This is a genomic window from Serratia sp. HRI, assembly GCF_010119335.3.
GTDB lineage: Bacteria > Pseudomonadota > Gammaproteobacteria > Enterobacterales > Enterobacteriaceae > Serratia > Serratia nevei.
The window spans coordinates 3,352,991-3,378,653 of sequence record NZ_CP083690.1 but is presented as its reverse complement, the minus strand read 5'-3'; the positions used below and the strand labels follow the sequence as shown (position 1 = coordinate 3,378,653).

General features: G+C 59.9%; 22 protein-coding genes, 1 tRNA gene, 2 pseudogenes and 1 riboswitch. Of the genes and pseudogenes, 11 read left to right on the top strand and 14 right to left on the bottom strand.

Going from position 1 to position 25,663, the window contains the following annotated elements; translation table 11 throughout:
• Nucleotides 1–10: 10 nt before the first annotated feature.
• On the bottom strand, nucleotides 11–793 hold the full coding sequence (ygiD, locus tag GF111_RS16215; RefSeq protein WP_080491116.1) for a 4,5-DOPA dioxygenase extradiol: 783 nt from the start codon (nucleotides 791–793) through the stop codon (nucleotides 11–13).
• A gap of 323 nt (nucleotides 794–1,116) precedes the next feature.
• Here ygiD and GF111_RS16210 point away from each other — a divergent pair, with 323 nt between their 5' ends.
• The gene (locus GF111_RS16210; protein ID WP_080491117.1) at nucleotides 1,117–2,649 is read left to right on the top strand and encodes an alkaline phosphatase; all 1,533 of its coding nucleotides are present in this window, start codon (nucleotides 1,117–1,119) and stop codon (nucleotides 2,647–2,649) included.
• Between the two features lie 53 nt (nucleotides 2,650–2,702).
• Here the strand turns inward: GF111_RS16210 and ribB are convergent, their stop codons facing one another.
• A complete protein-coding gene (ribB, locus tag GF111_RS16205) occupies nucleotides 2,703–3,356 on the bottom strand; it encodes a 3,4-dihydroxy-2-butanone-4-phosphate synthase (RefSeq protein WP_033636071.1) in 654 nt (217 codons plus the stop codon).
• 109 nt (nucleotides 3,357–3,465) lie between these two features.
• Nucleotides 3,466–3,626, bottom strand: a riboswitch (FMN riboswitch).
• A 145-nt stretch (nucleotides 3,627–3,771) separates the two neighbouring features.
• On the opposite strand from ribB, the gene ubiK reads away from it, so the two are divergent.
• Nucleotides 3,772–4,047: a ubiquinone biosynthesis accessory factor UbiK gene (ubiK, locus tag GF111_RS16200; protein ID WP_038879493.1), complete on the top strand. Its 276-nt coding sequence runs from the start codon at nucleotides 3,772–3,774 to the stop codon at nucleotides 4,045–4,047.
• A 51-nt stretch (nucleotides 4,048–4,098) separates the two neighbouring features.
• Here the strand turns inward: ubiK and hldE are convergent, their stop codons facing one another.
• From hldE to GF111_RS16185, 3 genes are all read right to left on the bottom strand, one after another.
• Nucleotides 4,099–5,529, bottom strand: coding sequence for a bifunctional D-glycero-beta-D-manno-heptose-7-phosphate kinase/D-glycero-beta-D-manno-heptose 1-phosphate adenylyltransferase HldE (gene hldE, locus GF111_RS16195; RefSeq protein ID WP_047729816.1), 1,431 nt, complete (start codon nucleotides 5,527–5,529; stop codon nucleotides 4,099–4,101).
• 77 nt (nucleotides 5,530–5,606) lie between these two features.
• Nucleotides 5,607–8,444, bottom strand: a complete 2,838-nt coding sequence (glnE, locus tag GF111_RS16190) for a bifunctional [glutamate--ammonia ligase]-adenylyl-L-tyrosine phosphorylase/[glutamate--ammonia-ligase] adenylyltransferase (RefSeq protein WP_038879501.1) — start codon at nucleotides 8,442–8,444, stop codon at nucleotides 5,607–5,609.
• A gap of 45 nt (nucleotides 8,445–8,489) precedes the next feature.
• Nucleotides 8,490–9,797: an inorganic triphosphatase gene (locus tag GF111_RS16185; protein ID WP_048234941.1), complete on the bottom strand. Its 1,308-nt coding sequence runs from the start codon at nucleotides 9,795–9,797 to the stop codon at nucleotides 8,490–8,492.
• 278 nt (nucleotides 9,798–10,075) lie between these two features.
• On the opposite strand from GF111_RS16185, the gene GF111_RS16180 reads away from it, so the two are divergent.
• A complete protein-coding gene (locus GF111_RS16180) occupies nucleotides 10,076–10,696 on the top strand; it encodes a TIGR04211 family SH3 domain-containing protein (protein WP_147190163.1) in 621 nt (206 codons plus the stop codon).
• A gap of 122 nt (nucleotides 10,697–10,818) precedes the next feature.
• Nucleotides 10,819–12,063, top strand: coding sequence for a multifunctional CCA addition/repair protein (locus tag GF111_RS16175; protein WP_038879508.1), 1,245 nt, complete (start codon nucleotides 10,819–10,821; stop codon nucleotides 12,061–12,063).
• Nucleotides 12,064–12,102: 39 nt separating this feature from the next.
• Here GF111_RS16175 and bacA read toward each other — a convergent pair whose 3' ends face one another.
• Nucleotides 12,103–12,927: an undecaprenyl-diphosphate phosphatase gene (gene bacA / locus GF111_RS16170; RefSeq protein WP_025160107.1), complete on the bottom strand. Its 825-nt coding sequence runs from the start codon at nucleotides 12,925–12,927 to the stop codon at nucleotides 12,103–12,105.
• Between the two features lie 132 nt (nucleotides 12,928–13,059).
• Complete coding sequence (gene folB, locus GF111_RS16165; RefSeq protein ID WP_102779485.1) at nucleotides 13,060–13,419, bottom strand: bifunctional dihydroneopterin aldolase/7,8-dihydroneopterin epimerase; 360 nt, start codon at nucleotides 13,417–13,419, stop codon at nucleotides 13,060–13,062.
• A 107-nt stretch (nucleotides 13,420–13,526) separates the two neighbouring features.
• On the opposite strand from folB, the gene plsY reads away from it, so the two are divergent.
• The gene (gene plsY / locus GF111_RS16160) at nucleotides 13,527–14,171 is read left to right on the top strand and encodes a glycerol-3-phosphate 1-O-acyltransferase PlsY (protein WP_047729813.1); all 645 of its coding nucleotides are present in this window, start codon (nucleotides 13,527–13,529) and stop codon (nucleotides 14,169–14,171) included.
• Nucleotides 14,172–14,201: 30 nt separating this feature from the next.
• Here plsY and tsaD read toward each other — a convergent pair whose 3' ends face one another.
• On the bottom strand, nucleotides 14,202–15,215 hold the full coding sequence (tsaD, locus tag GF111_RS16155) for a tRNA (adenosine(37)-N6)-threonylcarbamoyltransferase complex transferase subunit TsaD (protein ID WP_038879514.1): 1,014 nt from the start codon (nucleotides 15,213–15,215) through the stop codon (nucleotides 14,202–14,204).
• 325 nt (nucleotides 15,216–15,540) lie between these two features.
• Between tsaD and rpsU the strand changes: the two genes are divergently transcribed.
• From rpsU to rpoD, 3 genes are all read left to right on the top strand, one after another.
• Nucleotides 15,541–15,756 carry a 30S ribosomal protein S21 gene (gene rpsU, locus GF111_RS16150; RefSeq protein ID WP_001144069.1) on the top strand — a complete coding sequence of 72 codons (216 nt, stop codon included), beginning with the start codon at nucleotides 15,541–15,543 and terminating at the stop codon, nucleotides 15,754–15,756.
• Nucleotides 15,757–15,892: 136 nt separating this feature from the next.
• Entirely contained in the window at nucleotides 15,893–17,641 is a 1,749-nt protein-coding gene (gene dnaG, locus GF111_RS16145) for a DNA primase (protein WP_025304325.1), read from the top strand.
• 157 nt (nucleotides 17,642–17,798) lie between these two features.
• Nucleotides 17,799–19,640: an RNA polymerase sigma factor RpoD gene (rpoD, locus tag GF111_RS16140; RefSeq protein ID WP_038879518.1), complete on the top strand. Its 1,842-nt coding sequence runs from the start codon at nucleotides 17,799–17,801 to the stop codon at nucleotides 19,638–19,640.
• 40 nt (nucleotides 19,641–19,680) lie between these two features.
• Here rpoD and GF111_RS16135 read toward each other — a convergent pair.
• Both GF111_RS16135 and mug read right to left on the bottom strand, forming a co-directional pair.
• Nucleotides 19,681–20,262, bottom strand: a pseudogene (locus GF111_RS16135) (transposase); the annotation flags it as partial.
• Nucleotides 20,213–20,706: pseudogene (gene mug / locus GF111_RS16130) on the bottom strand (G/U mismatch-specific DNA glycosylase). The pseudogenes mug and GF111_RS16135, both read right to left, overlap by 50 nt.
• A gap of 146 nt (nucleotides 20,707–20,852) precedes the next feature.
• Between mug and GF111_RS16125 the strand changes: the two are divergent.
• Nucleotides 20,853–20,928: transfer RNA gene (locus tag GF111_RS16125), tRNA-Ile, on the top strand.
• A 107-nt stretch (nucleotides 20,929–21,035) separates the two neighbouring features.
• Here GF111_RS16125 and GF111_RS16120 read toward each other — a convergent pair.
• Together GF111_RS16120 and GF111_RS16115 are read right to left on the bottom strand one after the other, a co-directional pair.
• Nucleotides 21,036–21,257 carry a hypothetical protein gene (locus tag GF111_RS16120; protein ID WP_033651283.1) on the bottom strand — a complete coding sequence of 74 codons (222 nt, stop codon included), beginning with the start codon at nucleotides 21,255–21,257 and terminating at the stop codon, nucleotides 21,036–21,038.
• A gap of 265 nt (nucleotides 21,258–21,522) precedes the next feature.
• Nucleotides 21,523–21,954 carry a hypothetical protein gene (locus GF111_RS16115; RefSeq protein WP_080491005.1) on the bottom strand — a complete coding sequence of 144 codons (432 nt, stop codon included), beginning with the start codon at nucleotides 21,952–21,954 and terminating at the stop codon, nucleotides 21,523–21,525.
• A gap of 377 nt (nucleotides 21,955–22,331) precedes the next feature.
• Between GF111_RS16115 and aac(6') the strand changes: the two genes are divergently transcribed.
• Complete coding sequence (gene aac(6') / locus GF111_RS16110) at nucleotides 22,332–22,772, top strand: aminoglycoside 6'-N-acetyltransferase (protein WP_047729810.1); 441 nt, start codon at nucleotides 22,332–22,334, stop codon at nucleotides 22,770–22,772.
• On the opposite strand, the gene GF111_RS16105 is transcribed toward aac(6'), so the two are convergent.
• Nucleotides 22,773–23,489 carry an HPP family protein gene (locus GF111_RS16105; protein WP_038879532.1) on the bottom strand — a complete coding sequence of 239 codons (717 nt, stop codon included), beginning with the start codon at nucleotides 23,487–23,489 and terminating at the stop codon, nucleotides 22,773–22,775.
• A 170-nt stretch (nucleotides 23,490–23,659) separates the two neighbouring features.
• Between GF111_RS16105 and yfcF the strand changes: the two genes are divergently transcribed.
• Nucleotides 23,660–24,295 (top strand): glutathione transferase, encoded by a 636-nt coding sequence (yfcF, locus tag GF111_RS16100; RefSeq protein ID WP_004937171.1) that lies wholly within the window; start codon nucleotides 23,660–23,662, stop codon nucleotides 24,293–24,295.
• A gap of 73 nt (nucleotides 24,296–24,368) precedes the next feature.
• On the opposite strand, the gene GF111_RS16095 is transcribed toward yfcF, so the two are convergent.
• The gene (locus GF111_RS16095) at nucleotides 24,369–25,610 is read right to left on the bottom strand and encodes an amino acid permease (protein ID WP_033639324.1); all 1,242 of its coding nucleotides are present in this window, start codon (nucleotides 25,608–25,610) and stop codon (nucleotides 24,369–24,371) included.
• Nucleotides 25,611–25,663 lie beyond the last annotated feature (53 nt).

The following is a 25,663-nucleotide window of genomic DNA, read 5'->3' as shown; positions in this document are numbered from 1 at the left end:
CGTTTTTTCTTTAGCCTACCTGCACCGACAGCATGCTCAGTGCTCCCATTTCGATACCGTCGATCGGCACGCTGATGGCCTCTTTTCCATCCCAACCGCCAAGCACGTACAGCAACGGCAGATAGTGTTCCGGCGTCGGATTCGACAGCGCCGCCCCCTCATGGCGCATGAAATCCACCAGCGGATGGTTATCACCCCGATAACGCAGGTTATCGCGGACAAAGTTATTGAACGATTCCGCCCACGGGTAGGCGCTGGTATCGCCCTGCCATTTCACCATGCGCAGGTTGTGCACCACGTTGCCGCTGGCGACAATCATCACCCCCTCATCGCGCAGCGCAGCGAGTTTGCGGCCCAGTTCATAGTGATAGGCCGCCGGCTGCGTGCCGTCGACGCTGAGCTGCACCACCGGGATGTCGGCATTGGGATACATCTTGATCAAGACGCCCCAGGTGCCGTGATCCAACCCCCACTCGCCGAGATCGGCCGTTACCGGCACCGGCGCCAGCATTTGCTGCAGCTGCGCAGCCAGCGCGGGAGAGCCCGGCGCCGGATAACGGGTATCGAACAGCGCCTGCGGGAACCCTCCGAAGTCGTGAATGGTTTTGGGTTTTTCCATCGAGGTAACCGCAGTGCCGCGGGTATACCAATGTGCGGAAATCGCCACGATCGCCTTCGGACGCGGCAATGACTCACCCAACGCACGCCATGCCCGGGTGTAACGGTTGTCTTCCAGCACGTTCATCGGGCTACCGTGGCCAAGAAACAGTGCAGGCATACGAGAGGTGTTCATAGGGAGATCCTTAGTTCAAATTGTGCTATGCCGCTACATTACGCGCTTTGCCGCACCAACACAGCCGGATAACCGTGATGAAGATATTCAATAAATTTGAATTAAAAGCAGAGAAATACGTCGGTCAACAGAAAGATAAAAAAAATTATATATATCAATAGATTAATAACAACCGTGAATGTCATGGCATTACTGCCACACAGATCCAATTTGTGAACAATTTATGTATTTTTTGTTAACACAATCTATACACTCCTCCTCTGCCGACGGGTGCCGACAGCCCCGCCGCGCGATGGGAATTACGTCTCACCAAGGAGGAATTCATGTTCAGACTCACACTGGCAACCCGCCTGGCGCTTTCCATGTCCTTATTCGCCGGCTGTACGGCAACCGCCGGCGCAGCGGACAACGCGCAGCTGACGCAGCGCGAAGACCCTTACTTCCTTCAGGCGCAAGCTCAGCTGCAACAGCGGCTGAAACAGACGCCAAACACCAACCGCGCCAAAAACGTCATTCTGGTGGTCGGCGACGGCATGGGGTTTTCCACCGTGACCGCCGCCCGCATTTTTGAGGGGCAGCAGCGCGGCGTGGACGGCGAATCCAACGTGCTGGCCTGGGAGGCCTTCCCCTATCTGGCGGCGGCCAAAACCTACTCCGCCGACGCCCAAATCACCGACTCCGCGCCCAGCGCAGTGGCGATGACTACCGGCGTCAAAACCATCAACGATCTGATGGGCCTCAACCACACGGCTGCCCTCAATAATTGCGAGGATCAGCAAACCAAGGCCGTCACCACGCTGTGGGAGATGGCCGCAACGCTCGGCATGTCCACCGGCGCCGTGACGACCGCGACCATCACCCACGCCACGCCGGGCGCCACCTATGCCCATATCGCCAACCGCGATTGGGAATCCGACGCCAAAATGCCGGCAGCGGCCCTGGCCGCAGGTTGCCGCGACATCGCGCGCCAACTGGTGGAAATGAAGTACGGCAACGGCCTCAACGTGGCAATGGGCGGCGGGCGCGCCAACTTCCTGCCCGACAGCGTGAGCGACCCGGAATACCCCGGCAAGACAGGCGCCAGAAAGGATGGCCGCGATCTGACGCAGGCCTGGCTACAACGCTATGGCGAGCGAGGACAATACGTATGGAATCAGGCGCAGTTCGACAAAATCGAGCCGGGTAAGGTCGACCACCTGTTGGCCCTGTTTGAGCCGTCACACATGAACTTCGAGCACGATCGGCGGCAAGACGCGGCGGGAGAACCTTCGCTGGCGGAAATGACCGGCAAGGCCATCGATATTCTGGCCAAGAACCCCGAAGGCTACCTGCTGTTGGTGGAGAGTGGACGCATCGATCACGGCAGCCACAACGGTAACGCCTACCGCACGCTGAGCGACGCAGTCGCCCTGAACGAGGCGGTGAAAACCATCGTCGACAGGGTCAATCTGGACGAAACCCTGGTAATCGTGACCGGCGATCACAGCCACACGCTCACCATCGCCGGCTATGCCAAGCGGGGTAATCCTATCCTCGGCATTTCCGTGGGGGTCAACGGCAAACCGTTGCTGGGCAGCGACGACAAGCCTTACACCACTATCGGCTTCGCCAATGGCCCCGGCGGCACGATCCCGCTGGCCGAACGCCCGGCATTGACCATGGAGCAGGCCACCGCGCCCGACTTTATTCAGCCGGCGCTGGTGCCGCTGAAAAGCGAGACCCACGGCGGGGAAGATCTCGGCATCTACGCTATCGGCCCCTGGGCCCATCTGTTCCAGGGCACGGTAGAGGAGAACTACACCTTCCACGTGATGAATTACGCCAGCCGCATCGGCGAACGCCTGTCAAAACGGTAGCCACAAAAAAAGCCGCGTTACGCGGCTTTTTTATCGTTGAAAGCGGCCGGCTATCAGCTGGCTTTTTTCTCGTGCGCCTGGCGGTAGGCCACCAGATCTTCGATGGTCAGCACCACCATGTCGTGCTGTTTGGCGAAGGCGATCACTTCCGGCGCGTGCGCCATGCTGCCATCGTCGTTGGTCAGTTCACACAGCACGCCGGCAGGTTTGAAACCGGCCATGGAAACCAGATCGATGGTCGCTTCGGTGTGGCCGCGACGGCTCAGCACGCCACCCGGCTGCGCGCGCAGCGGGAATACGTGGCCCGGACGGTTCAGATCGCTCGGCTTGGCGCTGTCTGCCACCGCCGCACGGATGGTGGTCAGGCGATCGGAAGCGGAAACCCCGGTGGTCACGCCCTGCGCCGCTTCAATGGTCACGGTGAAGGCGGTCTGGAATTGGCTGGAGTTGTTGGTCACCATCATCGGCAGCTCAAGCTGCTGACGGCGTTCTTCGGTGATGCACAGGCACACGATACCGCTGCCGTGGCGAATGGTCAGCGCCATCTGCTCAACGGTCATGGTTTCCGCGGCGAAGATCATGTCACCTTCGTTTTCACGGTTTTCATCATCGAGCACCATTACACCACGCCCGTTGCGCAGTGCGTCAATCGCGCGTTCAACGCGTTCTGTCGGCGTGCCGAAGTCTGAAAGTAGCGTCTGATTCATGGTAAAAAACCTCATTAAAAATTATGGATTACCAGAACCAGGGCGATCTTGAGGAGTAGCTAGCAATAGCTAAAAAAATAACGCAAGCGGGCGCAAGCCCGGCAGATACCGTTACTCTCTCCCATCCGGACTATAACCGTCGGCCCCGGAATTACACCGGATCTGCTGACCTCTAACCGGCCCTGACAGGCTGGCTGAGCGCTCGCGGGCTTTCACCGTAGAAGGTGATTTACCGCCGGTGGGGACTTTCACCCCGCCCTGAGAATAAGCAGGATGACTATAACGCTAATGGGTAGGCAGGGCAATTGGCAAAAGCACAATTCGGCCACGCACGGCGAATGCGCTTAATGGTTTATCCCGCGGGCAACTCGCATTACACTAAGCGGCAGCTATTAAACTCTGAAAGGGATACGCCATGATTGACCCGAAAAAAATCGAACAAATCGCACGCCAGGTTCATGAGTCCATGCCTAAAGGCGTTCGTGAATTCGGGGAAGACGTTGAGAAAAAAATCCGTCAGGTCCTGCAGTCGCAGCTGACCCGCCTGGATTTGGTTAACCGCGAAGAGTTCGACGTACAGACTCAGGTGCTGTTGCGCACCCGCGAGAAGCTGGCGCTGTTGGAACAGCGCATGGCCGAGCTGGAAAGCAAACTGAGCGCGACACCAGCCGCCAAACAGGAAGACGAATAATTCCCGCCAAGGGCGCGCACAGCGCGCCCTTGTTCTTTAGGTCGCCCGGCGTTAGCCGCGCCCGTTTTTGATCGCTTTGATGATGTTGGTGGTCGACAGCCCGTCTTCAAAGTTCAGCACTTTGACATCGCCGCCGTTGGCCCACACTTCCGCACTGCCGGCAATCTCTTCCGGTTTGTAATCACCGCCTTTCACCAGCAGATCCGGCAGAATGTCGGCGATCAAGCGCTGCGGCGTATCCTCTTCGAACGGCACTACCCAATCCACCGCTTCCAGCGCGCCCAGCACGATCATGCGGTTCTCCAGCGCGTTGACCGGGCGTGTTTCCCCTTTAAGGCGCTTGGTCGAGGCGTCGCTGTTCACCGCCACGATCAGACGATCGCCCAGCTTGCGGGCGTTGGCCAGATAAGAGACGTGGCCAGCATGCAGAATGTCGAAGATGCCGTTGGTCATCACCACTTTCTCGCCGCGCTGACGCGCCTGCGCGACGGCGTGTTTCAACTGCGCTTCGGTCATCACGCCAAAACCGGTTTCGGCCCGGCCGCGCACCGCGTTTTCCAGCTCGATGGGCGACACGGTAGAGGTGCCAAGCTTGCCCACCACCACGCCAGCGGCGGCGTTGGCCAGGAAGCAGGACTCTTCCAGCGAGTTACCGGCGGCCAGCGAGGCGGCCAGCACGCCGATCACAGTGTCACCTGCGCCGGTCACATCGAACACTTCCTGCGCCTGGGTCGGTAAATGCAGCGGTTCAACGCCCGGCTGCAGCAGCGTCATGCCGTGTTCGGAACGGGTAACCAGCAGCGCTGACAGCTCAAAATCCGCCACCAGCTTCATGCCGCGTTCCACCAGTTCCGCCTCATCCTTGCAGTGGCCCACCACCGCTTCGAACTCGGACAGGTTTGGCGTCAGCAGCGTCGCGCCGCGATAGCGCTCGAAGTCAGAGCCTTTCGGATCGATCAGCACCGGCACCCTGGCGGCGCGCGCCAGTTGGATCATCCCCTGCACCTGGCTGAGCGCGCCCTTGGCGTAATCGGACAGCACCAGCGCGCCGATCTGCGGCAGCGCCTGCTGAATGCGCTCCAGCATCGGCTGCGGATCGACGTTGGAGAAGCCTTCTTCGAAATCGAGACGGATCAGCTGCTGGTTGCGCGACAGCACGCGCAGCTTGGTGATGGTCGGATGGGTCGGCACCGAGACGAAGTCGCAGCGCACGTTGACTTCATTCAGCTTGGCGCTCAGCGCCCGCGCCGCATCGTCGATGCCGGTCAGGCCCACCAGACGGGAAGTGGCCCCCAGCGAAGCAATGTTCATCGCCACGTTAGCCGCGCCGCCGGGACGCTCTTCGATGGTATCGACCTTGACCACCGGCACCGGGGCTTCCGGTGAAATGCGGCTGGTCGGCCCATACCAATAGCGATCCAACATGACGTCACCGACCACCAGCACACCGGCGCGGCGAAAATCAGGCAGCGTAACTTTCATCCGATAACTCCAAAAAAGTACAAAATTTTAGTGGCGCAGATATTACCACAGACCGCCGGAATACCCGCAAAAAGGTATTAATCCAGCCATTTGGCCCAGCTGGTGCGCACCTGCTCGCGCTCGGCGACGAACAGCCCGCTGCCGACCTTGCCGGAATGCTCCTGCAACGCCAGATGGTGGATCTCATCGCGCATGGTGACATAGGCCTGGGTCAGCGCGCGCGCCTCCTCTTCCGGCATGATGTCGTAATTGGCCATCAGCTCGAAGATGCGCACGTTGTCCGACCAACGCGTCAGCCGCGGTTCACCCGGCGCATAGCGTAAGACCAGATATTGGGCGATAAATTCGATGTCGGTAATGCCGCCCTCATCGGTTTTGATATCAAACAGATCGCGCTGCTTGTTACCGAGATGGTTGCGCATCTTTTCGCGCATCTCGCGCACTTCGCGCTTCAGGATCTCCGCATCGCGCGTTTTGCACAGGATCTCGCGCCGGATCGCATCGAACTGCTGATGCAGCGCCGGGTCGCCATGCACGATGCGCGCGCGCACCAGGGCCTGATGTTCCCAGGTCCAGGCTTCGTTTTGCTGGTAATCGGCGAACGCCTCAACGGTGCTGACCAGCATTCCCGCAGCGCCGGAAGGCCGCAGGCGGGCGTCCACCTCATACAGAATGCCGGAGGAGGTGCGGGTGCTGAACAGATGCATCACCCGCTGCGCCAACCGCAGGTAGAACTGCCGGCCGTCGATGCAGCGATCGCCGTCGGTCATCACCTCCGGCGGGCAATCCAGCAGGAATACCAGATCGAGATCGGAACTGTAACCCAGCTCCCAGCCGCCCAGCTTGCCGTAGCCGATCACCGCAAAGCCGCGCCCGTCGCGCTCCTGCAGATGGGTCGGTTGGCCGTAGCGCGCCACCATGTCGCTCCAGGCCTGCTGCACCACCGCGTCGATGATCGCCTCCGCCAGATAAGTCAGGTGGTCGCTCACTTTCATCACCGGCAGCGCGCCGGCGATATCCGCCGCGGCGATGCGCAGCTGCTGCGCCTGCTTGAACTGGCGCAGCGCCTCCAGCTTTTGCTCTTCGTCGTCTTCCGGCACCCGCAGCAGGTACTGGCGCAGCTCGCTGCGGTAGGCGTCCAGCGCCACCGGCTGATACAGCGTGGCCGGATCCAGCAGTTCGTCCAGCAACAGCGGGTAGCGCGACAGCTGGTTGGCGACCATCGGCGACGCGGCGCACAGGCGGATCAGATGGCTGAGCGCCGCGTGATACTCCACCAACAGTTCGAGGTAGGTGGTACGGGTGACGATGCTGAGCAGCAGCTGCGCCAGCCGCACCAGCGCGGTCGGCGCGTCCTGGCGCGGGCATACCTCCGCCAGCAGGCGCGGCATCAGCTGATCGAGCACGTCGCGGCCGCGCGGGCCGATGGTGCGTTTGTCGACGTCGTGGCGGAAATCGGCGATGGTGCGCAGCATCTGTCGGCGCCCCTCTTCGTCCAGGTGCGGCGTCAGCGGCGCCAGCTCGTTTTCCTCCAGCGCGTCCTGCCACAGGCTGTGGTAGTGTTGGTAGTCGGGATCTTCACCGACATCCGGGCTATCGTCGCCGATCAGGTCATCGAACACCGCCCGCACCGCCTGCATGTGCACGTCCAGCGTCGCCATCAGCGCCGGCCAATCCGCCAGCCCCATGCCGTAGGCCAGCCGCGCCTGATCGAGCGCATCCTGCGGCAGCGTCTGGGTTTGCTGATCGCCGATCGCCTGCAGCAGATTCTCCAGCCGCCGCAGGAACAGGTAAGCGGCGCTCAGCGCCCGCACCTGCTCGGCCTCCAGCAGCCCCAGTTCACCCACCGCCTGCAGCGTCGGCAGCAGCGAACGCCCCTGCAGCGCCGGCTCGCGGCCGCCGCGGATCAGCTGGAATACCTGGGTGATGAATTCGATTTCGCGAATGCCGCCGGCACCCAGCTTGATGTTGTCCTTCAGGCCGCGACGCCGCACTTCACGGGCGATCATGCCCTTCATGTTGCGCAGCGACTGGATGACGCTGAAATCGATATAGCGGCGGAACACGAATGGCCGCAGCGTTTTGCGCAGCTCCTGGCTGTAGGCGTCTTCCGCGCCGCCCATCAGGCGCGCCTTCACCATCGCATAACGTTCCCAGTCGCGCCCCTGCTCCTGATAGTAATCTTCCAGCGCCGCAAAGCTCATCACCAATGGGCCGCTGTCGCCGAACGGCCGCAGCCGCATGTCGACGCGATAGACGAAGCCGTCAATGGTCTGCTGATCCAGCGCCTTGATCAGCCGCTGGCCGAGGCGGGTGAAGAACTGGGCATTGTCCAGCTCGCGCCGCCCGCCCTGGGTCTGGCCGTTTTCCGGGTAGGCGAAGATCAGATCGATATCCGACGAGAAATTCAGCTCGCCGCCGCCCAGCTTACCCATGCCGAGGATCAGCAGCGGCTGCGGTTCACCGGCGGCGTTGCACGGCGTGCCCCACTCACGGCAGCAGGTTTGGTACAGCCAGTCGCGCGCGCTGACGATCAGCGTTTCCGCCAATCCGCTCAGCTGCAGCAGCGTTTCTTCGGTCGAACACAGCCCCTGAGCCTGCGCCCAGGCAATGCGCACCAGCGTTTCACGGCGGAACAGACGCAGCGTGCGCATCAGCTGCGCCTCATCGCGCACCTCTTCCAGCTCGTCCTGCAACCAGGCGGCATAGTGTTGCCACTCGCCGGGCGCCGGCGGCTGTTCGCGCAGCGTCGCCAGCCAGGCCGGCTGGGCAAGCAGCGCGTCGCTGACGAAGTCGCTCGACGCCAGCACCCACTGCTCCTGTTCGCTAAAGGCGCAGTCCGCGCCGTGAACTTCCTGAAAACGCTGCACAACCTGCTGTGCCTGAGCCTGCAACGCGGCTGAAAGTGGCGACATAGTGTATGACCCGTTCTGCGGCCCACGGCTGGCGGGCCGGCTGGATTAACGAAGCGCGCCGTTTAACCAGAATGGCGCATGCGATAAGGCCTGTTTGCGGCTGGCTTCATACCAACCCTGGCGGCGCTCGCTCAGCGCTGCCTGCAGCTCGCGCCAGGCCTCGATATAAGGCCCGGTCTGCTCGTCGGGGTAGGCGCCCGACAGCAGGACCAGCGCCGAAATCTGACGCGTCAGGCGCGGCAATTGTTCCTGATATTCATCTTCGTTCAGCGTACGGCTGAAGGCTTCTTTCAGCTCCGCACCGCTGCGCCCCAGCATGATGTCGCTGAAGCGTTTGAAAGAACCGTCCAGCTTGGCCTGCGCTTTGGCATCGATAAACGGCCGCCAGGCGCCGCTCACCAGCCATGATGTGAGCGCCAACTTACATTGCAGATAGGCCGTGCTGTAGCACAGGGTATCTGGTTGCGCGGCTTTGTCCGCCAACAGCGGCTCGAGCTCGGTCAAGCGGGCGCGCAGATCGGCGCTGGCCTTGCGCGGCACCAAACCGCCGAAGATCACCAGCGCCTGGCGGATCGTTCCGACCGCCTCAATCACCGAAGCGCGCGCCTGCGCGTCACCGCGCAGCCACAGCTCTTCGTGGTACTGCCAGTGGCTCAGCGCCAGCTCGAAGGCGGCGATCATCCCCTGCTCCACGGTCGCCTTCGCCGCCGGCTTCAACACCCGTAGCGGGCGCACCTGGCGCGGCGGATTGCCCTGTGCCAGGTGGTAACCGCGCGCCGCCTTGCTCAGGCTGCCCTGACGCAGCCCGCCGTGCGCCGCCAGCTCACCGGCCAACGCCAGCAGATCGGCAGTATTGCCGTTCAGCAGCTCCAGCTCTATCTCGCTCAGGGCTTCGCTGAGGTCACCGGCACGCACCTCGCCTTGGTCCAGACCAATCTCGATCTCGCTTTGGCCGTAAGTAACCACCCACTTCTCTCGCACGAAATCGGTACGGAACAGCGGCTGCAACGCCTGCTGCAGCGCCGCGATATCGCAATCCTGCGGCCAGATGTCGGCAGGGAACTGCGCCAACGCCAGCTGCGGTTCGGCGATAGCGACATTGTATTCCGGGCGCTGGTGCAGGCCGCCCACCACTTTACCGGCGGTTTTGATGGTCATCTCATAGCGATCGTCGAAACCGCGAATCCGCAGCCCCATGTCGTGACGGCGCAGGACGTTGTCGGCCGTTTCGAAGTAAATGTTGGTCAGCTTTTGCGGCGCGGAATGCTGATGCGGCCAGGCGGCGAGCCATTGTGGCAGAGCGGCCACCGCTTGCGGCGCGGCGATGAATTTCAGTTCAATTTCAACGGTCATAATTCTTTAACACCAATAAGTTACGCATTCGCGTCGGTTTCAGCGCGGCGCGTTCGGCCCGCCGTATGCTGCCCAATGACGCACAGTTGCCATTATCTTACCGCGATTCCCGGCGCCTTAACCCTGCTAACTGTAGAAAAAACCTGTTACGTTATAAAACGCTGCGCAACTCACAGAATCAGCCACAGTAAGATAGTTCTCATTCCGGTTTTGGCGTTGCGTCGTCAGACTGAACGCTCTACTATCGTTCCATAAATTCACCCAGAAACGATGAACTAATGCAGAAATTACGCCTGATTTGCCTTGCCGCGCTGAGCTTCAGCATCACTTGGGCCGCACATGCCGAAGATAAACGCTATATCTCCGATGAGTTAAGCACTTACGTCCATAGCGGCCCAGGTAATCAGTACCGTATTGTCGGCACTCTGAACGCCGGTGAAGAAGTCACCCTGCTGGGCGTCAACGACAGCACCAACTACGGCCAGATCCGCGATCCGAAAGGCCGCACCACCTGGATCCCGCTCGACCAGCTCAGCCAGACGCCAAGCCTGCGCACTCGCGTGCCCGAGCTGGAACAGCAGGTGAAAACCCTGACCGACAAGCTGGCCAACATCGACAACACCTGGAACCAGCGCACCTCGGAAATGCAGGAGAAAGTCGCGGGCAGCGACAGCACCATCAGCAGCCTGCAGAAGGAAAACCAGGATCTGAAAAACCAGCTGGTGGTCGCGCAGAAGAAGGTCAACGCCGTTAACCTGCAGCTCGACGACAAGCAGCGCACCATTATCCTGCAGTGGTTCATGTACGGCGGCGGCGTCGCCGGCGTCGGTTTGCTGCTGGGTCTGCTGTTGCCGCACCTGATCCCGCGCCGCAAGAACAATAACCGCTGGATGAACTGATCTCAGTATCGTTCAGTTTGAGTGTGGGCGCCTGCGGGCGCCCTTTTCATTGGTGCCGACATCCCGCGGCCAATTCATGTAATCTGATAGACAGAGCCTTACACGATATTCAGGAGTCAACAGTGCAGATTTATCTGGTCGGCGGCGCCGTTCGCGACAGCCTGCTCGACATTCCGGTGGTCGATCATGATTGGGTGGTGGTGGGCGCCACGCCGGCGGAGCTGCTGGCATTGGGCTATCAGCAGGTCGGCAAAGATTTCCCGGTGTTCCTCAACCCCGATTCTCATGAGGAGTACGCGCTGGCGCGCACCGAGCGCAAATCCGGCCAGGGGTACACCGGTTTTACCTGCTATGCCGCGCCGGACGTGACGCTGGAAGAAGATCTGCTGCGGCGCGATCTGACCATCAACGCCATCGCCCGCTCCGCCGAAGGGGAACTGATTGATCCTTACGGCGGCGTAGCCGATCTGCAAGCGCGCGTGCTGCGCCACGTTTCAGACGCGTTCGGCGAAGATCCGCTGCGCGTGCTGCGCGTGGCCCGCTTCGCTGCCCGCTTCGCCCACCTGGGTTTTCACATCGCCGACGAAACGCTCGCGCTGATGCGCCAAATGGCGCACGGCGGTGAACTGGCTGCGCTGACCGCCGAACGCGTCTGGAAGGAAACCGAAAAGGCGCTGCAAAGCCAGAGCCCGCAGGTCTATTTTCAGGTGTTGCGCGACTGCGATGCGCTGGCGGTGCTGTTCCCGGAAATCGACGCGCTGTTCGGCGTACCGGCCCCCGCCAAGTGGCACCCGGAGATCGACACCGGCGTGCACACGCTGATGGCGCTGGCGATTGCCGCCCGCCTCACGCCGGAGGTGGACGTGCGCTTCGCCACCCTGTGCCATGACCTCGGCAAAGGATTGACGCCGAAAGAATTCTGGCCGCATCACCACGGCCACGGCCCGGCGGGCGTGCGGCTGGTCGAAGCCCTGTGCCAGCGGCTGCGGGTGCCCAACCCGGTGCGCGATCTGAGCAAGCTGGTGGCCGAGTACCATGACCTGATCCACACCGTGGACAAGCTGCGCCCGGAAACCCTGCTGAAGCTGTTCGACGCCATCGACGTCTGGCGCAAGCCCCAAAGGCTGGAGCAAATGATCCTGACCAGCGAAGCGGACGCGCGCGGCCGCACCGGCTTTGAGGAGAACCCTTATCCGCAGGGCGACTATCTGCGCCAGGCGTATCAGGTGGCGAACGCGGTATCTATCAAAGAAGTGGTGGCCAGCGGGCTGCAGGGCACCGCGATCCGCGACGAGCTCAAACGCCGCCGCCAGCAGGCGCTGGCCGACTGGAAACTCAGCCAAACGATTATCAACGATCAGGCATAAAAAAACCCCGCAGAGCGGGGTTTTTTCTTGGCGTCGGGCTTACAGGAATACCATGTAAACCACGGCTGCCACGATAAAGCGGTAGATGGCGAACGGCACGAACGAGATGCGTTTGATCAGCGACAGGAAGGTCTTGATCGCAATCAGCGCCACCACGAAGGCCGTAATGAAACCGACGGCAAACATCGGCAGATCGCCCCAGGTCAGGAAGTGCAGGCTCTTGTACAGATCCAGGCCGCTGGCGCCAATCATCATCGGCACCGCCAGGATGAAGGAGAACTCGGACGCCGCATAGCGGTTCACGCCCACCAGCATACCGCCGGCGATAGTGGAACCCGAACGGGAGAAGCCCGGCCACAGCGCCAGGCACTGGAAGCAGCCGATCATGAACGCCTGGCGGTAGGTGATGTCATCCAGCCCTTCCGCGCTCGGTTTCTTCGGCTTTAGCCATTCCGCCGCCAACAGCAGCAGGCCGCCGACCACCAACGCGTACATCACGTTTTTCGGCGCGAACAGCGACTTGATGAAATCATGGAAGGCCAGGCCCAGCACCACCGCCGGGATCATCGCCAACAGGATGTGCCCCAGCTTCAGCTGGCCACTGGTTTTGCCCTCGTGCTCCACCGGCTTGCCGCCGAAATGGATGCCGATCAGGCCGAACAGCCGGCGCCAGAACATCACGACGACGGCCAGGATCGACCCCAGCTGGATAATGACTTCAAAGGTTTTGGCTTTGTCGCCGGTAAAGCCCAGCCACTCGCCGACGATGATCATATGCCCGGTGGAAGAAACCGGCAGAAATTCGGTTAATCCCTCAACAACCCCAAGAACAAACGCAATAAACAGTGAATGCATGTCTGCCATGTGCTTCGCTCACCCCATAAAAAAACGGCTATCACATAAAAAAGCGGCAATGCTTAAAGACAGTGCCGCTAAAACAATTCTCAGGATCAAGACCAGCTTAACGGTCTTTCGTTGCAAGCAGATGACATAAAATCATGCGGGACGAGTGCCGCGCTCAATGATCACGCCGACCCGACTGGCATGTGCTACAGCGCCCGGTTTGCTGACCTTAATACGGACCCAGGGGGAATTGAAGCGCTGAAGCAAAATTTCGGATATTTCCTCTGCCACTCGCTCCACCAGCGCAAAACGGTTCGACTCCACGTGCTGGATCACGGCGTCGCTGACGTCGGCATAGCTCAGACAGTCAGTTACGTCGTCGCTGGCGGCGGCCGGCCGGTTATTCCAGCCCATTTCGATATCGAACACCAGCTTCTGACGAATGCCCTGTTCCCACTCATAAACGCCAATGGTGGTAATTACGGTAAGCTCTTCAATAAATACGATATCCATCACGTCATTCTCTGTTTTTGGCCTTGCCGGATACCACTTCCAGCGGAATGTGCGTATTATCCATAGATGTTGCGAGTAAAACGACCATTATTAAACGGAACCGCGTTATGAGTGCTACCGCGCTTGGCATGATTATCTTCGCGTATCTGTGCGGCTCGATTTCCAGCGCGATCCTGGTTTGCCGGATCGCCAGGCTGCCGGATCCGCGTGAACATGGCTCAGGAAATCCCGGGGCGACCAACGTCCTGCGCATCGGCGGCCGGCTGGCGGCAGCGGCGGTGCTGGTATTCGATATTCTGAAAGGGATGTTGCCGGTCTGGCTGGCCTACAAACTCGATGTGCCGCCGCTGTACCTCGGCCTGACGGCGATCGCCGCCTGCCTGGGGCACATCTATCCGGTGTTCTTCCACTTCCGCGGCGGTAAGGGCGTAGCGACGGCGTTTGGCGCCATCGCACCTATTGGCTGGGATCTGACCGGCCTGATGACCGGCACCTGGCTGCTGACGGTGCTGCTCAGCGGCTACTCTTCGCTCGGCGCCATCGTCAGCGCGCTGATCGCCCCGTTCTACGTCTGGTGGTTCAAACCGCAGTTCACCTTCCCGGTGGCGATGCTCTCATGCCTGATCCTGATGCGGCATCACGACAATATTCAGCGCCTGTGGCGCGGCCAGGAAGGTAAGATCTGGGGCAAGTTCCGCAAGAAGAAAAACCAGGCGGATGCGGATAACGGCGACCAGCCGAAAGACGAATAACAGAAGGGCCGGATTATCCGGCCCTTTGCTTTATACCGCAGGCAGTTCCGCCAGCGGCCAGCGCGGCCGCACCGAAACGCTCAGCTCCGGGTTGGCGCCGCTCTTCAGGCGCACCATGCCGGCATAGGCGATCATCGCGCCGTTGTCGGTGCAAAATTCCGGGCGGGCATAGAATACTTCCCCACCGCGCTTGTGCATCATCTCCGCCAGCTTGGCGCGCAACGTGCGGTTGGCGCTCACGCCGCCGGCCATCACCAGGCGTTTAAAACCGGTCTGCTCCAACGCGCGTTTGCACTTGATTGCCAGCGTATCCACCACCGCATCCTCGAAGGCGCGGGCGATGTCGGCACGCGTCTGATCGTCGTTGCCGTTGGAGCGAATGGTGTTGGCGGCGAAGGTTTTCAGCCCGGAGAAGCTGAAGTCCAGGCCCGGACGATCGGTCATCGGCCGCGGGAAGGTGAAACGCCCCTCCGTGCCCTGCTGCGCCATCTTCGACAGCATCGGCCCGCCGGGGTAATCCAGGCCGAGCAGCTTGGCGGTTTTGTCGAACGCTTCGCCGGCGGCATCATCGATCGATTCGCCCAGCAGTTCATACTCACCGATGCCGGTGACGCTAATCAGCTGAGTATGGCCGCCGGAGACCAGCAGCGCGACGAACGGGAACGCCGGCGGGTTGTCTTCCAGCATCGGCGCCAGCAGGTGGCCTTCCATATGGTGCACCGGCACCGCCGGCACGTTCCAGGCGAACGCCAGCGCGCGCCCCACGGTAGCGCCGACCAGCAGCGCCCCCACCAGGCCCGGCCCGGCGGTGTAGGCCACGCCGTCGATGTCGGCCGGGGTCAGGTTGGCCTCTTTCAGCGCCGCCTGAATCAGCGGCACGGTTTTGCGCACGTGATCGCGGGAGGCCAGTTCCGGCACCACGCCGCCGTAGTCGGCGTGCAGCTTCACCTGGCTGTATAATTGGTTGGCCAACAAACCGGTTTGATCGTCATACACTGCAATTCCGGTTTCATCGCAGGACGTTTCTATACCCAGTACTCGCATTACATTTCCCATCATTCACGTGCGGCCGCCAGTCTACCACATTCCGCCGCATTTACCGCCGGTGCCGCGCATCTTGTCACCGGCTCGCACCTATGTCGATGATTCATCCAGAAAATGCCCGGGCGATTAAACACGAGCATTTTTTTCTGATTAGTCTATAATCAGCGCCCGGTGCAAAATTGCGCACGTTGCGGCAGAGCGACGCGGGTTTCAATTTGCGGTGATGCTTTACAAAGCAGCATCCATTGGAGTAAAATTCCGCACCATTTTGAAAAGGCTGGCGCTTGGCCAGCAACAAACCGAATTTTATTGAGGTGAGAGGCACATGCCGGTAATTAAAGTACGTGAAAACGAGCCATTTGACGTTGCTCTGCGTCGTTTCAAACGCTCTTGCGAAAAAGCGGGTGTTTTAGCTGAAGTTCGTCGTCGTGAGTTTTATGAAAAACCAACTACCGAACGTAAACGCGCTAAAGCTTCTGCTGTGAAACGTCACGCGAAGAAACTGGCTCGCGAAAACGCACGCCGCACTCGTCTGTATTAATTCTTCGGGGGCAACCCCACCGCGTGAATTTCTGATTTTCAAAATCGCGCAGACCGAGTAGTTGCATACGAAGGCCGTGCTTTCCGAAAGGAATGCGCGGCTTGTTCTCGTTTATAGGCTAATGAAGTAAGGGCTTATGGCTGGACGAATTCCGCGCGTATTTATCAATGACTTGCTGGCTCGCACCGACATCGTCGACCTGATCGACGCTCGCGTGAAGCTCAAGAAGCAAGGCAAGAACTACCACGCGTGCTGTCCGTTCCACCACGAAAAGACGCCTTCCTTTACCGTTAATGGCGAAAAGCAGTTTTATCACTGTTTTGGGTGTGGTGCGCACGGCAACGCCGTCGATTTTTTGATGAATTACGACCGACTCGAGTTTGTCGAAACCATCGAAGAGCTGGCGACCATGCACGGGCTGGAAGTGCCTTACGAAGCGGGCACCGGGCCAACCCAGATCGAACGCCATCAGCGCCAGAGCCTGTACCAACTGATGGAGCAGCTCAGCGCGTTCTATCAACAGTCACTGCAGCAGTCCTCCGGAGCGCCGGCGCGCAGCTATTTGCAGCAGCGCGGATTAAGTGACGACGTTATTCGCCATTTCGCCATCGGCTTCGCGCCGGCGGGATGGGACAACGCCCTGAAGCGTTTCGGCCGCGATGCCGACTCGCGCCGCGCATTGAACGATGCCGGCATGCTGGTGACTAACGATCAGGGGCGTTCGTACGACCGTTTCCGCGAACGGGTGATGTTCCCCATCCGCGACAAGCGTGGGCGCGTGATCGCCTTCGGCGGCCGCGTATTGGGTGACGGTATGCCGAAGTACCTGAACTCGCCGGAAACCGAAGTTTTCCATAAGGGCCGCCAGCTGTACGGTCTGTATGAAGCACAGCAGAATCACCCTACCCTCCAGCGGCTGCTGGTGGTGGAAGGGTATATGGACGTGGTGGCGTTGGCGCAATTCGGCATCGATTATGCCGTCGCCTCGCTCGGAACCTCGACGACGGCTGAACACATTCAGCTGCTGTTCCGCGCCACCGACAACGTCGTCTGCTGTTACGACGGCGACCGCGCCGGCCGCGAGGCGGCATGGCGGGCGCTGGAAACCGCGCTGCCGTACCTGAACGACGGGCGCCAGCTGCGGTTCATGTTTTTGCCCGACGGCGAAGATCCGGACACCCTGGTGCGCAAAGAAGGCAAAGAAGCCTTCGAACAGCGAATGGAGCAGGCGCAGCCGCTGTCCACGTTCCTGTTCGAAAGCCTGCTGCCGCAGGTGGATCTGAGCAGCCCGGACGGGCGCGCCAAGCTGAGCACGCTGGCGCTGCCGCTGATTACTCAGGTGCCGGGCGAAACGTTGCGCTTGTACCTGCGCCAGGAGCTCGGCAACAAGCTGGGGCTGCTGGACGACAGCCAGCTCGACAAGCTGATGCCCAAGCAGGCGGAAAATGCGAATCCTTATCAGGCGCCCCAGCTAAAACGCACAACCATGCGTATACTGATAGGGTTACTGGTGCAAAATCCGCAGTTGGCTACACTTATCCCTTCGCTTGAAGGGCTGGAGCAGACCAAACAGGCGGGATTGCCGCTGTTCGTCGAACTGGTGCAGACCTGTTTGGCGCAGCCGGGCCTGACAACCGGGCAATTGCTGGAGCTGTATCGCGACAACAAATTCAGCCAGCAGCTTGAAACCTTGGCGACATGGAACCATATGATCGTTGAGGACATGGTCGAACAGACCTTTTTGGATACGTTGGCCAGCCTGTACGACTCGGTGCTCGAGCAACGGCTGGAAACGCTGATCGCCCAGGCCAGAACGCGCGGCCTGAGCCCGGAGGAACGTGAAGAAGTCCGTTCTCTCAACCAGGTTTTAGCGAAGAAAAACTGAATACCAAACGGCTTAAGTGCCGATAATTGCGAGGGCAGAGCCCTGCACAGTGCCGCCATAGTGGGCCGCGGCGATAACGAAAACGCCCCAAATGCTATTGTTGGCGGTTTCGCCGACCGACACCAACCTAAATACTCTGAAGTGTGGATACCGTCTTATGGAGCAAAACCCGCAGTCACAGCTGAAGCTACTTGTCACCCGTGGTAAGGAGCAAGGCTATCTGACCTATGCTGAGGTCAATGACCATCTGCCGGAAGATATCGTCGACTCCGATCAGATCGAAGACATCATCCAGATGATTAACGACATGGGCATCCAGGTGATGGAAGAAGCACCGGACGCCGATGACCTGCTGCTCGCCGAAAACTCGAACAGCACGGACGAAGATGCGGAAGAAGCCGCCGCACAGGTTCTGTCCAGCGTGGAATCCGAAATCGGCCGCACCACCGACCCGGTGCGCATGTACATGCGCGAAATGGGTACCGTCGAACTGCTGACGCGCGAAGGTGAAATCGACATCGCCAAGCGCATCGAAGACGGCATCAACCAGGTTCAGTGCTCGGTTGCCGAATACCCGGAAGCCATTACCTACCTGCTTGAGCAGTACGATCGCGTCGAAGCGGGCGAAGCGCGCCTGTCCGATCTGATCACCGGCTTCGTCGATCCTAACGCGGAAGAGGACATCGCCCCAACCGCCACCCACATCGGTTCTGAACTGTCGAGCGAAGAGCAAGACGACGACGACGAAGATGAGGATGCTGAAGACGACGATACCGAAGACGACAACAGCATCGATCCTGAGCTGGCGCGTCAGAAGTTCGCCGAGCTGCGCGATCAGTATGAAGCGACGCGTCTGGTGATCAAGAAGAACGGCCGCAGCCACGCCAGCGCTGCGGACGAGATCCTGAAGCTGTCTGAAGTGTTCAAGCAGTTCCGCCTGGTGCCGAAGCAGTTCGACTTCCTGGTCAACAGCATGCGCACCATGATGGACCGCGTTCGCACCCAGGAACGCATCATCATGAAGCTGTGCGTTGAACAGTGCAAAATGCCGAAGAAAAACTTCGTCACCCTGTTCGCCGGCAACGAAACCAGCGATTCCTGGTTCGAAGCCGCGCTGGCGATGGCCAAGCCATGGTCGGAAAAGCTGAAAGACGTGGCTGAAGACGTGCAGCGCAGCCTGCAGAAACTGCGTCAGATCGAAGAAGAAACCGGCCTGACCATTGAGCAGGTCAAAGACATCAACCGTCGCATGTCGATCGGTGAAGCGAAAGCCCGCCGCGCGAAGAAAGAGATGGTTGAGGCCAACCTGCGTCTGGTTATTTCTATCGCCAAGAAATACACCAACCGCGGCCTGCAGTTCCTGGATCTGATCCAGGAAGGCAACATCGGCCTGATGAAAGCGGTAGACAAGTTCGAATACCGCCGCGGCTACAAGTTCTCGACGTACGCCACCTGGTGGATCCGTCAGGCTATCACCCGCTCCATCGCCGACCAGGCGCGCACCATCCGTATTCCGGTGCATATGATTGAGACCATCAACAAGCTCAACCGTATTTCGCGCCAGATGCTGCAAGAGATGGGCCGCGAGCCGACGCCGGAAGAGCTGGCCGAGCGCATGCTGATGCCGGAAGACAAGATCCGCAAGGTGCTGAAGATCGCCAAAGAGCCAATCTCGATGGAAACGCCGATCGGCGACGACGAAGATTCGCATCTGGGCGACTTCATCGAGGATACCACCCTCGAGCTGCCGCTGGACTCCGCGACCTCGGAAAGCCTGCGTTCCGCCACCCACGATGTGCTGGCCGGCCTGACCGCGCGCGAAGCGAAAGTGCTGCGCATGCGTTTCGGCATCGACATGAACACCGATCACACGCTGGAAGAGGTAGGCAAGCAGTTTGACGTTACCCGTGAGCGTATTCGTCAGATCGAAGCCAAGGCGCTGCGTAAGCTGCGTCACCCAAGCCGCTCCGAAGTGCTGCGCAGCTTCCTGGACGACTAAGTCCGGCTGCCGCACCAAAAACAAAAACCCCGGCCTGCCGGGGTTTTTTTATGCGGAGTTGATTGGCCTGGTCGACGCGGACCCGGTCGATAACCTCCCGGCCATACTTTGCCACCACATGGAACAAGTCATAGACCACTTCCGCCTGCGGGCAGTGATGCCTGACCTCCAGGTCTAACGCCGTATTCATATCCATGGCGACAGACTGGATAGCAGCACAGCCTTCAGCGCCCAGCCAGACGAAGAAGGGGCGGAAGGCCGCTCTGCTGCGGCCTTCGCCCACCCACAACACCTGTTGCGTATCCGCATCCATCACCACGGTGGCATAGCGATGTCCTTTGAACAGGGCGAACTCATCCATCACCAGACGGCGGAGGGTATGGCGCTGCGGCTCTGTTCGTTCCCGCAGCAGACGCCGGTAGTCGATATTCTTGACCGTATGCCAGTGCAGGCCGGTGAGTTGTGCAACGTGCTTAATCGGCAGTAAACGGGTCAATGACTCAACCCATACGGATAGCGTCGTGGTATATCTCTGGCGTTCAGGCAACCAGCTCTGAATACGCCCCGCCACATCATTGCAACGCCAGGAACAGCTCGCGATAGCTGGCGGTAAGCTGCTCCAGCGTGGCGCGGTTCAATCCGCTGGGGTTAGGCAATACCCACACCTCGGTTTCCCCCACCCCAGCGTCAGCGCCTGCTTGCCCCAGGGCGCGTTTTTCACCCCGAAGGCGGTGGCGAACGCCTGCTTGCCCAAAATCGCCAGCGCGCGCGGCTGATAGCGCAGGATTTTCTCTTGCAGCACCTCGCCACCGCTGCGCAGCTCGTCGCGCGACAGCTCGCTGGCCGCCACCGTCGGGCGCGCCACCAGCGCGGTAATGCCGCAGCCGTTATCCTTCAGCTGCTGCCACTGCTCCGGTGCCAACTGGCTCTCGGTAAAGCCGGCCTGATGGATCACCTTCCAGAAGCGGTTGCTGCCGTTGGCGAAAGGGTAGCCCTGATGGGCGGAAGAAAGGCCGGGGTTGATGCCGCAAAACACCACCCGCAGGCCAGGCGCCAGAAGTTCCATGAGTATTGTGAGTCCATTGCAGGGATTTACTGCGGTTATCGCAAAATCCGCCAGCAATTACAACAGGCTAGAACTGTGCAGAAAAGCAACATACGGGCGGGTAACTGTAGACCGCCGCTTAAGGATTCCCTATAATCTCGCGGCTTGGCCCCTTAGCTCAGTGGTTAGAGCAGGCGACTCATAATCGCTTGGTCGTTGGTTCAAACCCAACAGGGGCCACCAAATTTTAGCTTTAAAATCATATAAAAAAGCCACTTCCCTCGAAGTGGCTTTTTTATTTTTTGCTCGCAGTGGCGGCAAAATGGCGGCGGTAATGCCGGCACTATCAGTTATCTTTCCCCTCTTAACCAGCCTATAGCCAGGCTCACCAGGAAGCCGGCAAAGAAGATCGCGACAGCCGCAGCGATAGATTTCCACCACTCATCAAACCAGAACAAGGCAACAAATGCCGCTATAGAGAACAGGCCAATGACTATGGACTCAGCCAAGTCAGCAGTTTGCCGGCCAACAAATTTAACGAACTTCACAAGAAAGGATTTTAGCCAGTTCATTGATTTTATTACTTAACGATAGGAAGTCATCATCACTTGATCATTAGTTAAAATCCAACCGCTGGCTTTTGATTGATCTATCCGCTATCGCTCGCCTCTCACAAGGCTACACAAAGCAATAGTGACAAACACCAGCAACAGGAATATTACCGCGCTCAGAATTCGTTGCCACCATTCGTCGAACCAGAACAGTGAGCCAAACGCAGCGACAGAAAATATCCCGCCCAAAATCGCTTCCACAAGGTGCGACAATCCTTTACCGAGCTTACTGCCCCAAGACTTTAGATAGCTCATGATTCACACCTTCACAGAACATTTTCGATTTGCTGGTATAGGCAACAAAGGGTTCAAGATACTCCTCCGCCAGAAAGTAGATCATGTCCAAATTTCGTGGCGTGAGCTTATGGTACGTTGAGGGATATTGTTCCCGCAAACGACGCGAAGAAACGGCGGCCTGTTCAATAATTCCTTGTAAAATAATGATGTTTAGCCCAGCAATGGTGACACCTTTGAATACCCATTTGAAAAGTGTGCTGCCGATAACCTTTTTCAAAATATGGTGTGTGATTTGCTGAACCAGAATGAACTGCGTCCCCATACGTCCTGTAAGATAACCCTCTGCATGGTTTAATTTTTGGCTTAGCGCAATTTGTGTTTGCAGATCCATTCGCTGATAGCAGTCACGGATAATCACCACTATCAGCTCACGCAGCGGGGTTTCGATACCATAGCCAGCACGAACGACCTTAATAAATCGTTCCGTTTCAATTTAATTGCGGTGCTTAAGCTCTCGGCCGCCGAGCCCTGCTCCCTGCCATGTCCTACGAGCACTATAGGCAATGCCCCTTGGTAAAGACTCTATTCCCTCAAGAATTCCTTGAGCTACGGCTTTCGCATCCATAACAATCCCTTATAAGCACGCTGGCCGTACCCTATACCAACTTCGCCTAAAATATCAACACATCTCTTTCATCCTCTTAGAAAGTCCCGCCATAATGACTTTTTTGTTTCCCGCCGCCGTGCCACACTTCTCTTTCGGCATTCCTGATTTATTCCGACTCATAAGGGCCCCGCATGATCGTCATCTGCGACCACGACAACCTCGACGCCTGGCTGGCGCTGCGCACCGCGCTGTGGCCCTCCAGCTCGCCTGAAGATCACCGCGCGGAAATGCGCGAGATACTGGCTTCACCGCACCACTCCGCGTTTATGGCGCGGGGGCTGGACGGCGCTTTCGTTGGCTTTGCCGAGGTCGCGCTGCGCTACGATTACGTCAACGGCTGCGAATCGTCGCCGGTGGCGTTTTTGGAAGGGATTTATACCGTCGAGGGCGCCCGCCGCCAGGGCTGGGCCGCGCGCTTAATCGCACAGGTGCAGGAGTGGGCGAAGCAGCAGGGGTGCAGCGAGCTGGCGTCGGATACCGACATCGCCAATCTGGACTCCCAGCGCCTGCATGCGGCGCTGGGCTTTGCCGAAACGGAGCGGGTGGTGTTTTACCGCAAAACGCTGGGCTGATCAGGCGGTCTTGCTTTGCCGCTGATGCGCCAGCTGCTCGGCGCGCAGCAGGATCTCCTGCAGATCGTCCTCGTCAATATCGAACAGATCCCCCTCCATCAGCGCCTCGTGCAGATCGGCGCGGGTGATGGAAACGGCATCGATCGGCAGATTGGCCGGTTTGGCCTCCGCCGGCGCCAGCGCGTGCGGGTAGCGTCGCCCGGCCAGGTTATTGAACAGAATGGCCAGCGCCGCCAGCAGCACCGAGTTCAGCAGCACCGGGTACAGCACGAAGTGGTAGCCCATCTGGTGAATGCCGGGGCCGCCGAGGATGGCGGTCAGCGCCACCGCGCCACCCGGGGGATGCAGGCAGCGCAGCTTGAACATCAGGCCGATGGCCACCGCCGCCGCAACGCCGCAGGCCAGGCCCGGATCGGGGATCAGCAGACCGGCGCAGACACCCACCGTCGCCGCCAGCGCATTGCCGCCGACGATCGACCAGGGCTGCGCCAGCGGGCTGTTGGGCACGCCGAACAGCAGCACCGCCGAGGCGCCCATCGGCGCGATAAACCACAGGTTCACCTCGCCCAAAATAAAGTGGCTGATCCAGCCGGCGAGCATCAGCCCCAAACCGGCGCCGACGCTGGAAATCAGCATCTCTCGCTTGCCCACCGCCAGCGGGTGCGGCCACAGGCGCGCGCATCCCACTTTTACTCGTTCTATCCACTGCGTCTTCATGTTACCCAATACGGCTCAATTCACGTGTTGGCAACAAATATATCACATCATCCTGAAGGAGCTCACGGCACCGGAAACCGCGCCGCCCAAGAACTTTTTGCTAACAGATTGATTTTTAGCCTCCCCTCGACAATGATGAATGTTCCCCCCTTAACCCCGAGGAACCGCCGATGTCTCAACCGATCACCGAGCTTTATACCGACAGTGAATTTTTCAGCCCGTACGCCATGTCCGCCTTTGTCGTGCTGACGGAAAAAGGCATTCCGTTCACCGTGAAGCCGGTGGATCTGGCGAAAGAAGAGAACAAAGAGGCGGCCTACGCGGCGCTGTCGCTCACCCGCCGGGTGCCGACGCTGGCGATCGGCGAGTTTCAGCTCTCGGAGTCTTCGGCGATCGCCGAATACCTGGAAGACATCCACCCGGCCCACGCCGTTTATCCGCGCGACGTGAAGCTGCGCGCCAAGGCGCGCGAGATCCAGGCCTGGCTGCGCAGCGATCTGCTGCCGATCCGCGCCGAGCGCTCGACCGAAGTGGTGTTCAACAACGGCAAGTTCCCGCCGCTGTCCGAAGCCGCGCAGGAGGCCGCGCGCAAGCTGATCGCCGCCGTGGAAAAACTGCTGAGCCACGGGCAGGACAATCTGTTCAGGGAGTGGTGCATCGCCGACACCGATCTGGCGCTGATGCTCAACCGGCTGGTGATGCACGGCGATCCGGTGCCGGAGCGCGTGCGCCACTATGCGCACAAGCAGTGGCAGCGTCCGTCGGTACAGGCGTGGCTGGCGTTATCGGAAAAACGGCGCGCCTGAGAAAAAAATCGGCGGCCACGACGCCGCCGTTCTCAATGCCGAGAAACAACATCACTGCTTGAGGGAAGGCAAATCACCATCCAGAGGGCAGATAGCCTAACAATGAAGCGATGGCGTACACCGCGCTGGCCAGGTACAGCAGCACAATGCTGACCTGCAGCAGCGGGTGCGTGATCCAGTTGCACTGCCAGCGCGGGGTCTGGTCGCCATGTTTCCGCGCGCCGCGCAGGATCAGCATCGGCATGATCGACAGGATCACCCCGCTGAACACCCCGGCGAAGTAGAGCGCGTTGACGAACGACACCAGCCCGCTGTAGGCCAGCACGAACGGCGGCACTACCACCAGCAGCAGCACACCGAAGCGGCGCAGCGGCAGCTCGTCGTTGCCCAGCCGAAACTTGTCGAAAATATTGGTCAGGAAGCTGCCGCCCAATCCCCAGTACGAGGTCAGCATCGCACACAGCGCGAAGATGTTGGCGGAGAAGAACGCCCACTGCCCCAGCGCCTGGCCCCAGGAGATGGTGGCCACGTCGGAGATGTCATCCAGCCCGCTGAGCGCGATCACCGACATCGGCACCGCCGCCAGCAAAATGAAGGTCACCACCATACCGACGATGATCGCCTTCGGCAGTTGCTCCGGCTTGTCGGCAAAGCCGCGCGCCATTTCCGGCACGATGTACTGCGCCGAGAAGCAGAACACCACCACGTTGAACACCGGCACCATATAGCGCCAGTCACCGTCCAGCAGGTTGCGCATCTGGGTGGTGTCTTTCAGCAGCGTTGCCGCCACCAGCGCGGTCAACATCACCACCATGCCGATGCTGATGAACTTCTCGCCGCGGCCGATCGCTTTCAAACCGAGGTACAGCACGCCGGCGGCGGGCACGAAGAACAGCAAGCTGCCCAGCGCCGGCGAGATGCCGAACAGCGATTGCAGCAGCTTGCCGCTGCCGGTCATGTAGGCGGTAAGCGCCCCGACGCTGTTGACGCACACCGAAGCGAACATCAGCCAGGCGCCCAGGCCGCCGACGTAGCGCTTCGCCAGCCCGCTCAGCTGCAGATGCGCGCGAGTGCGCAGCGTGGATTCGGCGACGTACAGCATAGTGATGGTGGTCAGGCTCCCCACCAGCACCAGCCAGAACAGCAGCGGCAGGAAACCGGCCTTGCTGGAGGCGTAGGCGATGGAGAGCACCCCGGCGCCGATGTTGGTGCCGACGATCATCGCCACCCCTTCGAGGAAGCTTAACGATTTGGCGGGTGCAGGTGCTCGCACCCCGGCGGCAAGCGCCGGAGAAACAGAGATATTATCAGACATGCATCATCCTTTATCGCCCGGCGACGCTGGCCGCCGGGATGGGTTAACGTCCT

Excerpts from the sequence above, each read along its gene's own strand:
- ygiD (WP_080491116.1), bottom strand. The coding sequence starts at position 793 with ATGAACACCTCTCGTATGCCTGCACTGTTTCTTGGCCACGGTAGCCCG.
- GF111_RS16210 (WP_080491117.1), top strand. The coding sequence starts at position 1,117 with ATGTTCAGACTCACACTGGCAACCCGCCTGGCGCTTTCCATGTCCTTA.
- ribB (WP_033636071.1), bottom strand. The coding sequence starts at position 3,356 with ATGAATCAGACGCTACTTTCAGACTTCGGCACGCCGACAGAACGCGTT.
- ubiK (WP_038879493.1), top strand. The coding sequence starts at position 3,772 with ATGATTGACCCGAAAAAAATCGAACAAATCGCACGCCAGGTTCATGAG.
- hldE (WP_047729816.1), bottom strand. The coding sequence starts at position 5,529 with ATGAAAGTTACGCTGCCTGATTTTCGCCGCGCCGGTGTGCTGGTGGTC.
- glnE (WP_038879501.1), bottom strand. The coding sequence starts at position 8,444 with ATGTCGCCACTTTCAGCCGCGTTGCAGGCTCAGGCACAGCAGGTTGTG.
- GF111_RS16185 (WP_048234941.1), bottom strand. The coding sequence starts at position 9,797 with ATGACCGTTGAAATTGAACTGAAATTCATCGCCGCGCCGCAAGCGGTG.
- GF111_RS16180 (WP_147190163.1), top strand. The coding sequence starts at position 10,076 with ATGCAGAAATTACGCCTGATTTGCCTTGCCGCGCTGAGCTTCAGCATC.
- bacA (WP_025160107.1), bottom strand. The coding sequence starts at position 12,927 with ATGGCAGACATGCATTCACTGTTTATTGCGTTTGTTCTTGGGGTTGTT.
- folB (WP_102779485.1), bottom strand. The coding sequence starts at position 13,419 with ATGGATATCGTATTTATTGAAGAGCTTACCGTAATTACCACCATTGGC.
- plsY (WP_047729813.1), top strand. The coding sequence starts at position 13,527 with ATGAGTGCTACCGCGCTTGGCATGATTATCTTCGCGTATCTGTGCGGC.
- tsaD (WP_038879514.1), bottom strand. The coding sequence starts at position 15,215 with ATGCGAGTACTGGGTATAGAAACGTCCTGCGATGAAACCGGAATTGCA.
- rpsU (WP_001144069.1), top strand. The coding sequence starts at position 15,541 with ATGCCGGTAATTAAAGTACGTGAAAACGAGCCATTTGACGTTGCTCTG.
- dnaG (WP_025304325.1), top strand. The coding sequence starts at position 15,893 with ATGGCTGGACGAATTCCGCGCGTATTTATCAATGACTTGCTGGCTCGC.
- rpoD (WP_038879518.1), top strand. The coding sequence starts at position 17,799 with ATGGAGCAAAACCCGCAGTCACAGCTGAAGCTACTTGTCACCCGTGGT.
- GF111_RS16120 (WP_033651283.1), bottom strand. The coding sequence starts at position 21,257 with ATGAACTGGCTAAAATCCTTTCTTGTGAAGTTCGTTAAATTTGTTGGC.
- GF111_RS16105 (WP_038879532.1), bottom strand. The coding sequence starts at position 23,489 with ATGAAGACGCAGTGGATAGAACGAGTAAAAGTGGGATGCGCGCGCCTG.
- yfcF (WP_004937171.1), top strand. The coding sequence starts at position 23,660 with ATGTCTCAACCGATCACCGAGCTTTATACCGACAGTGAATTTTTCAGC.
- GF111_RS16095 (WP_033639324.1), bottom strand. The coding sequence starts at position 25,610 with ATGTCTGATAATATCTCTGTTTCTCCGGCGCTTGCCGCCGGGGTGCGA.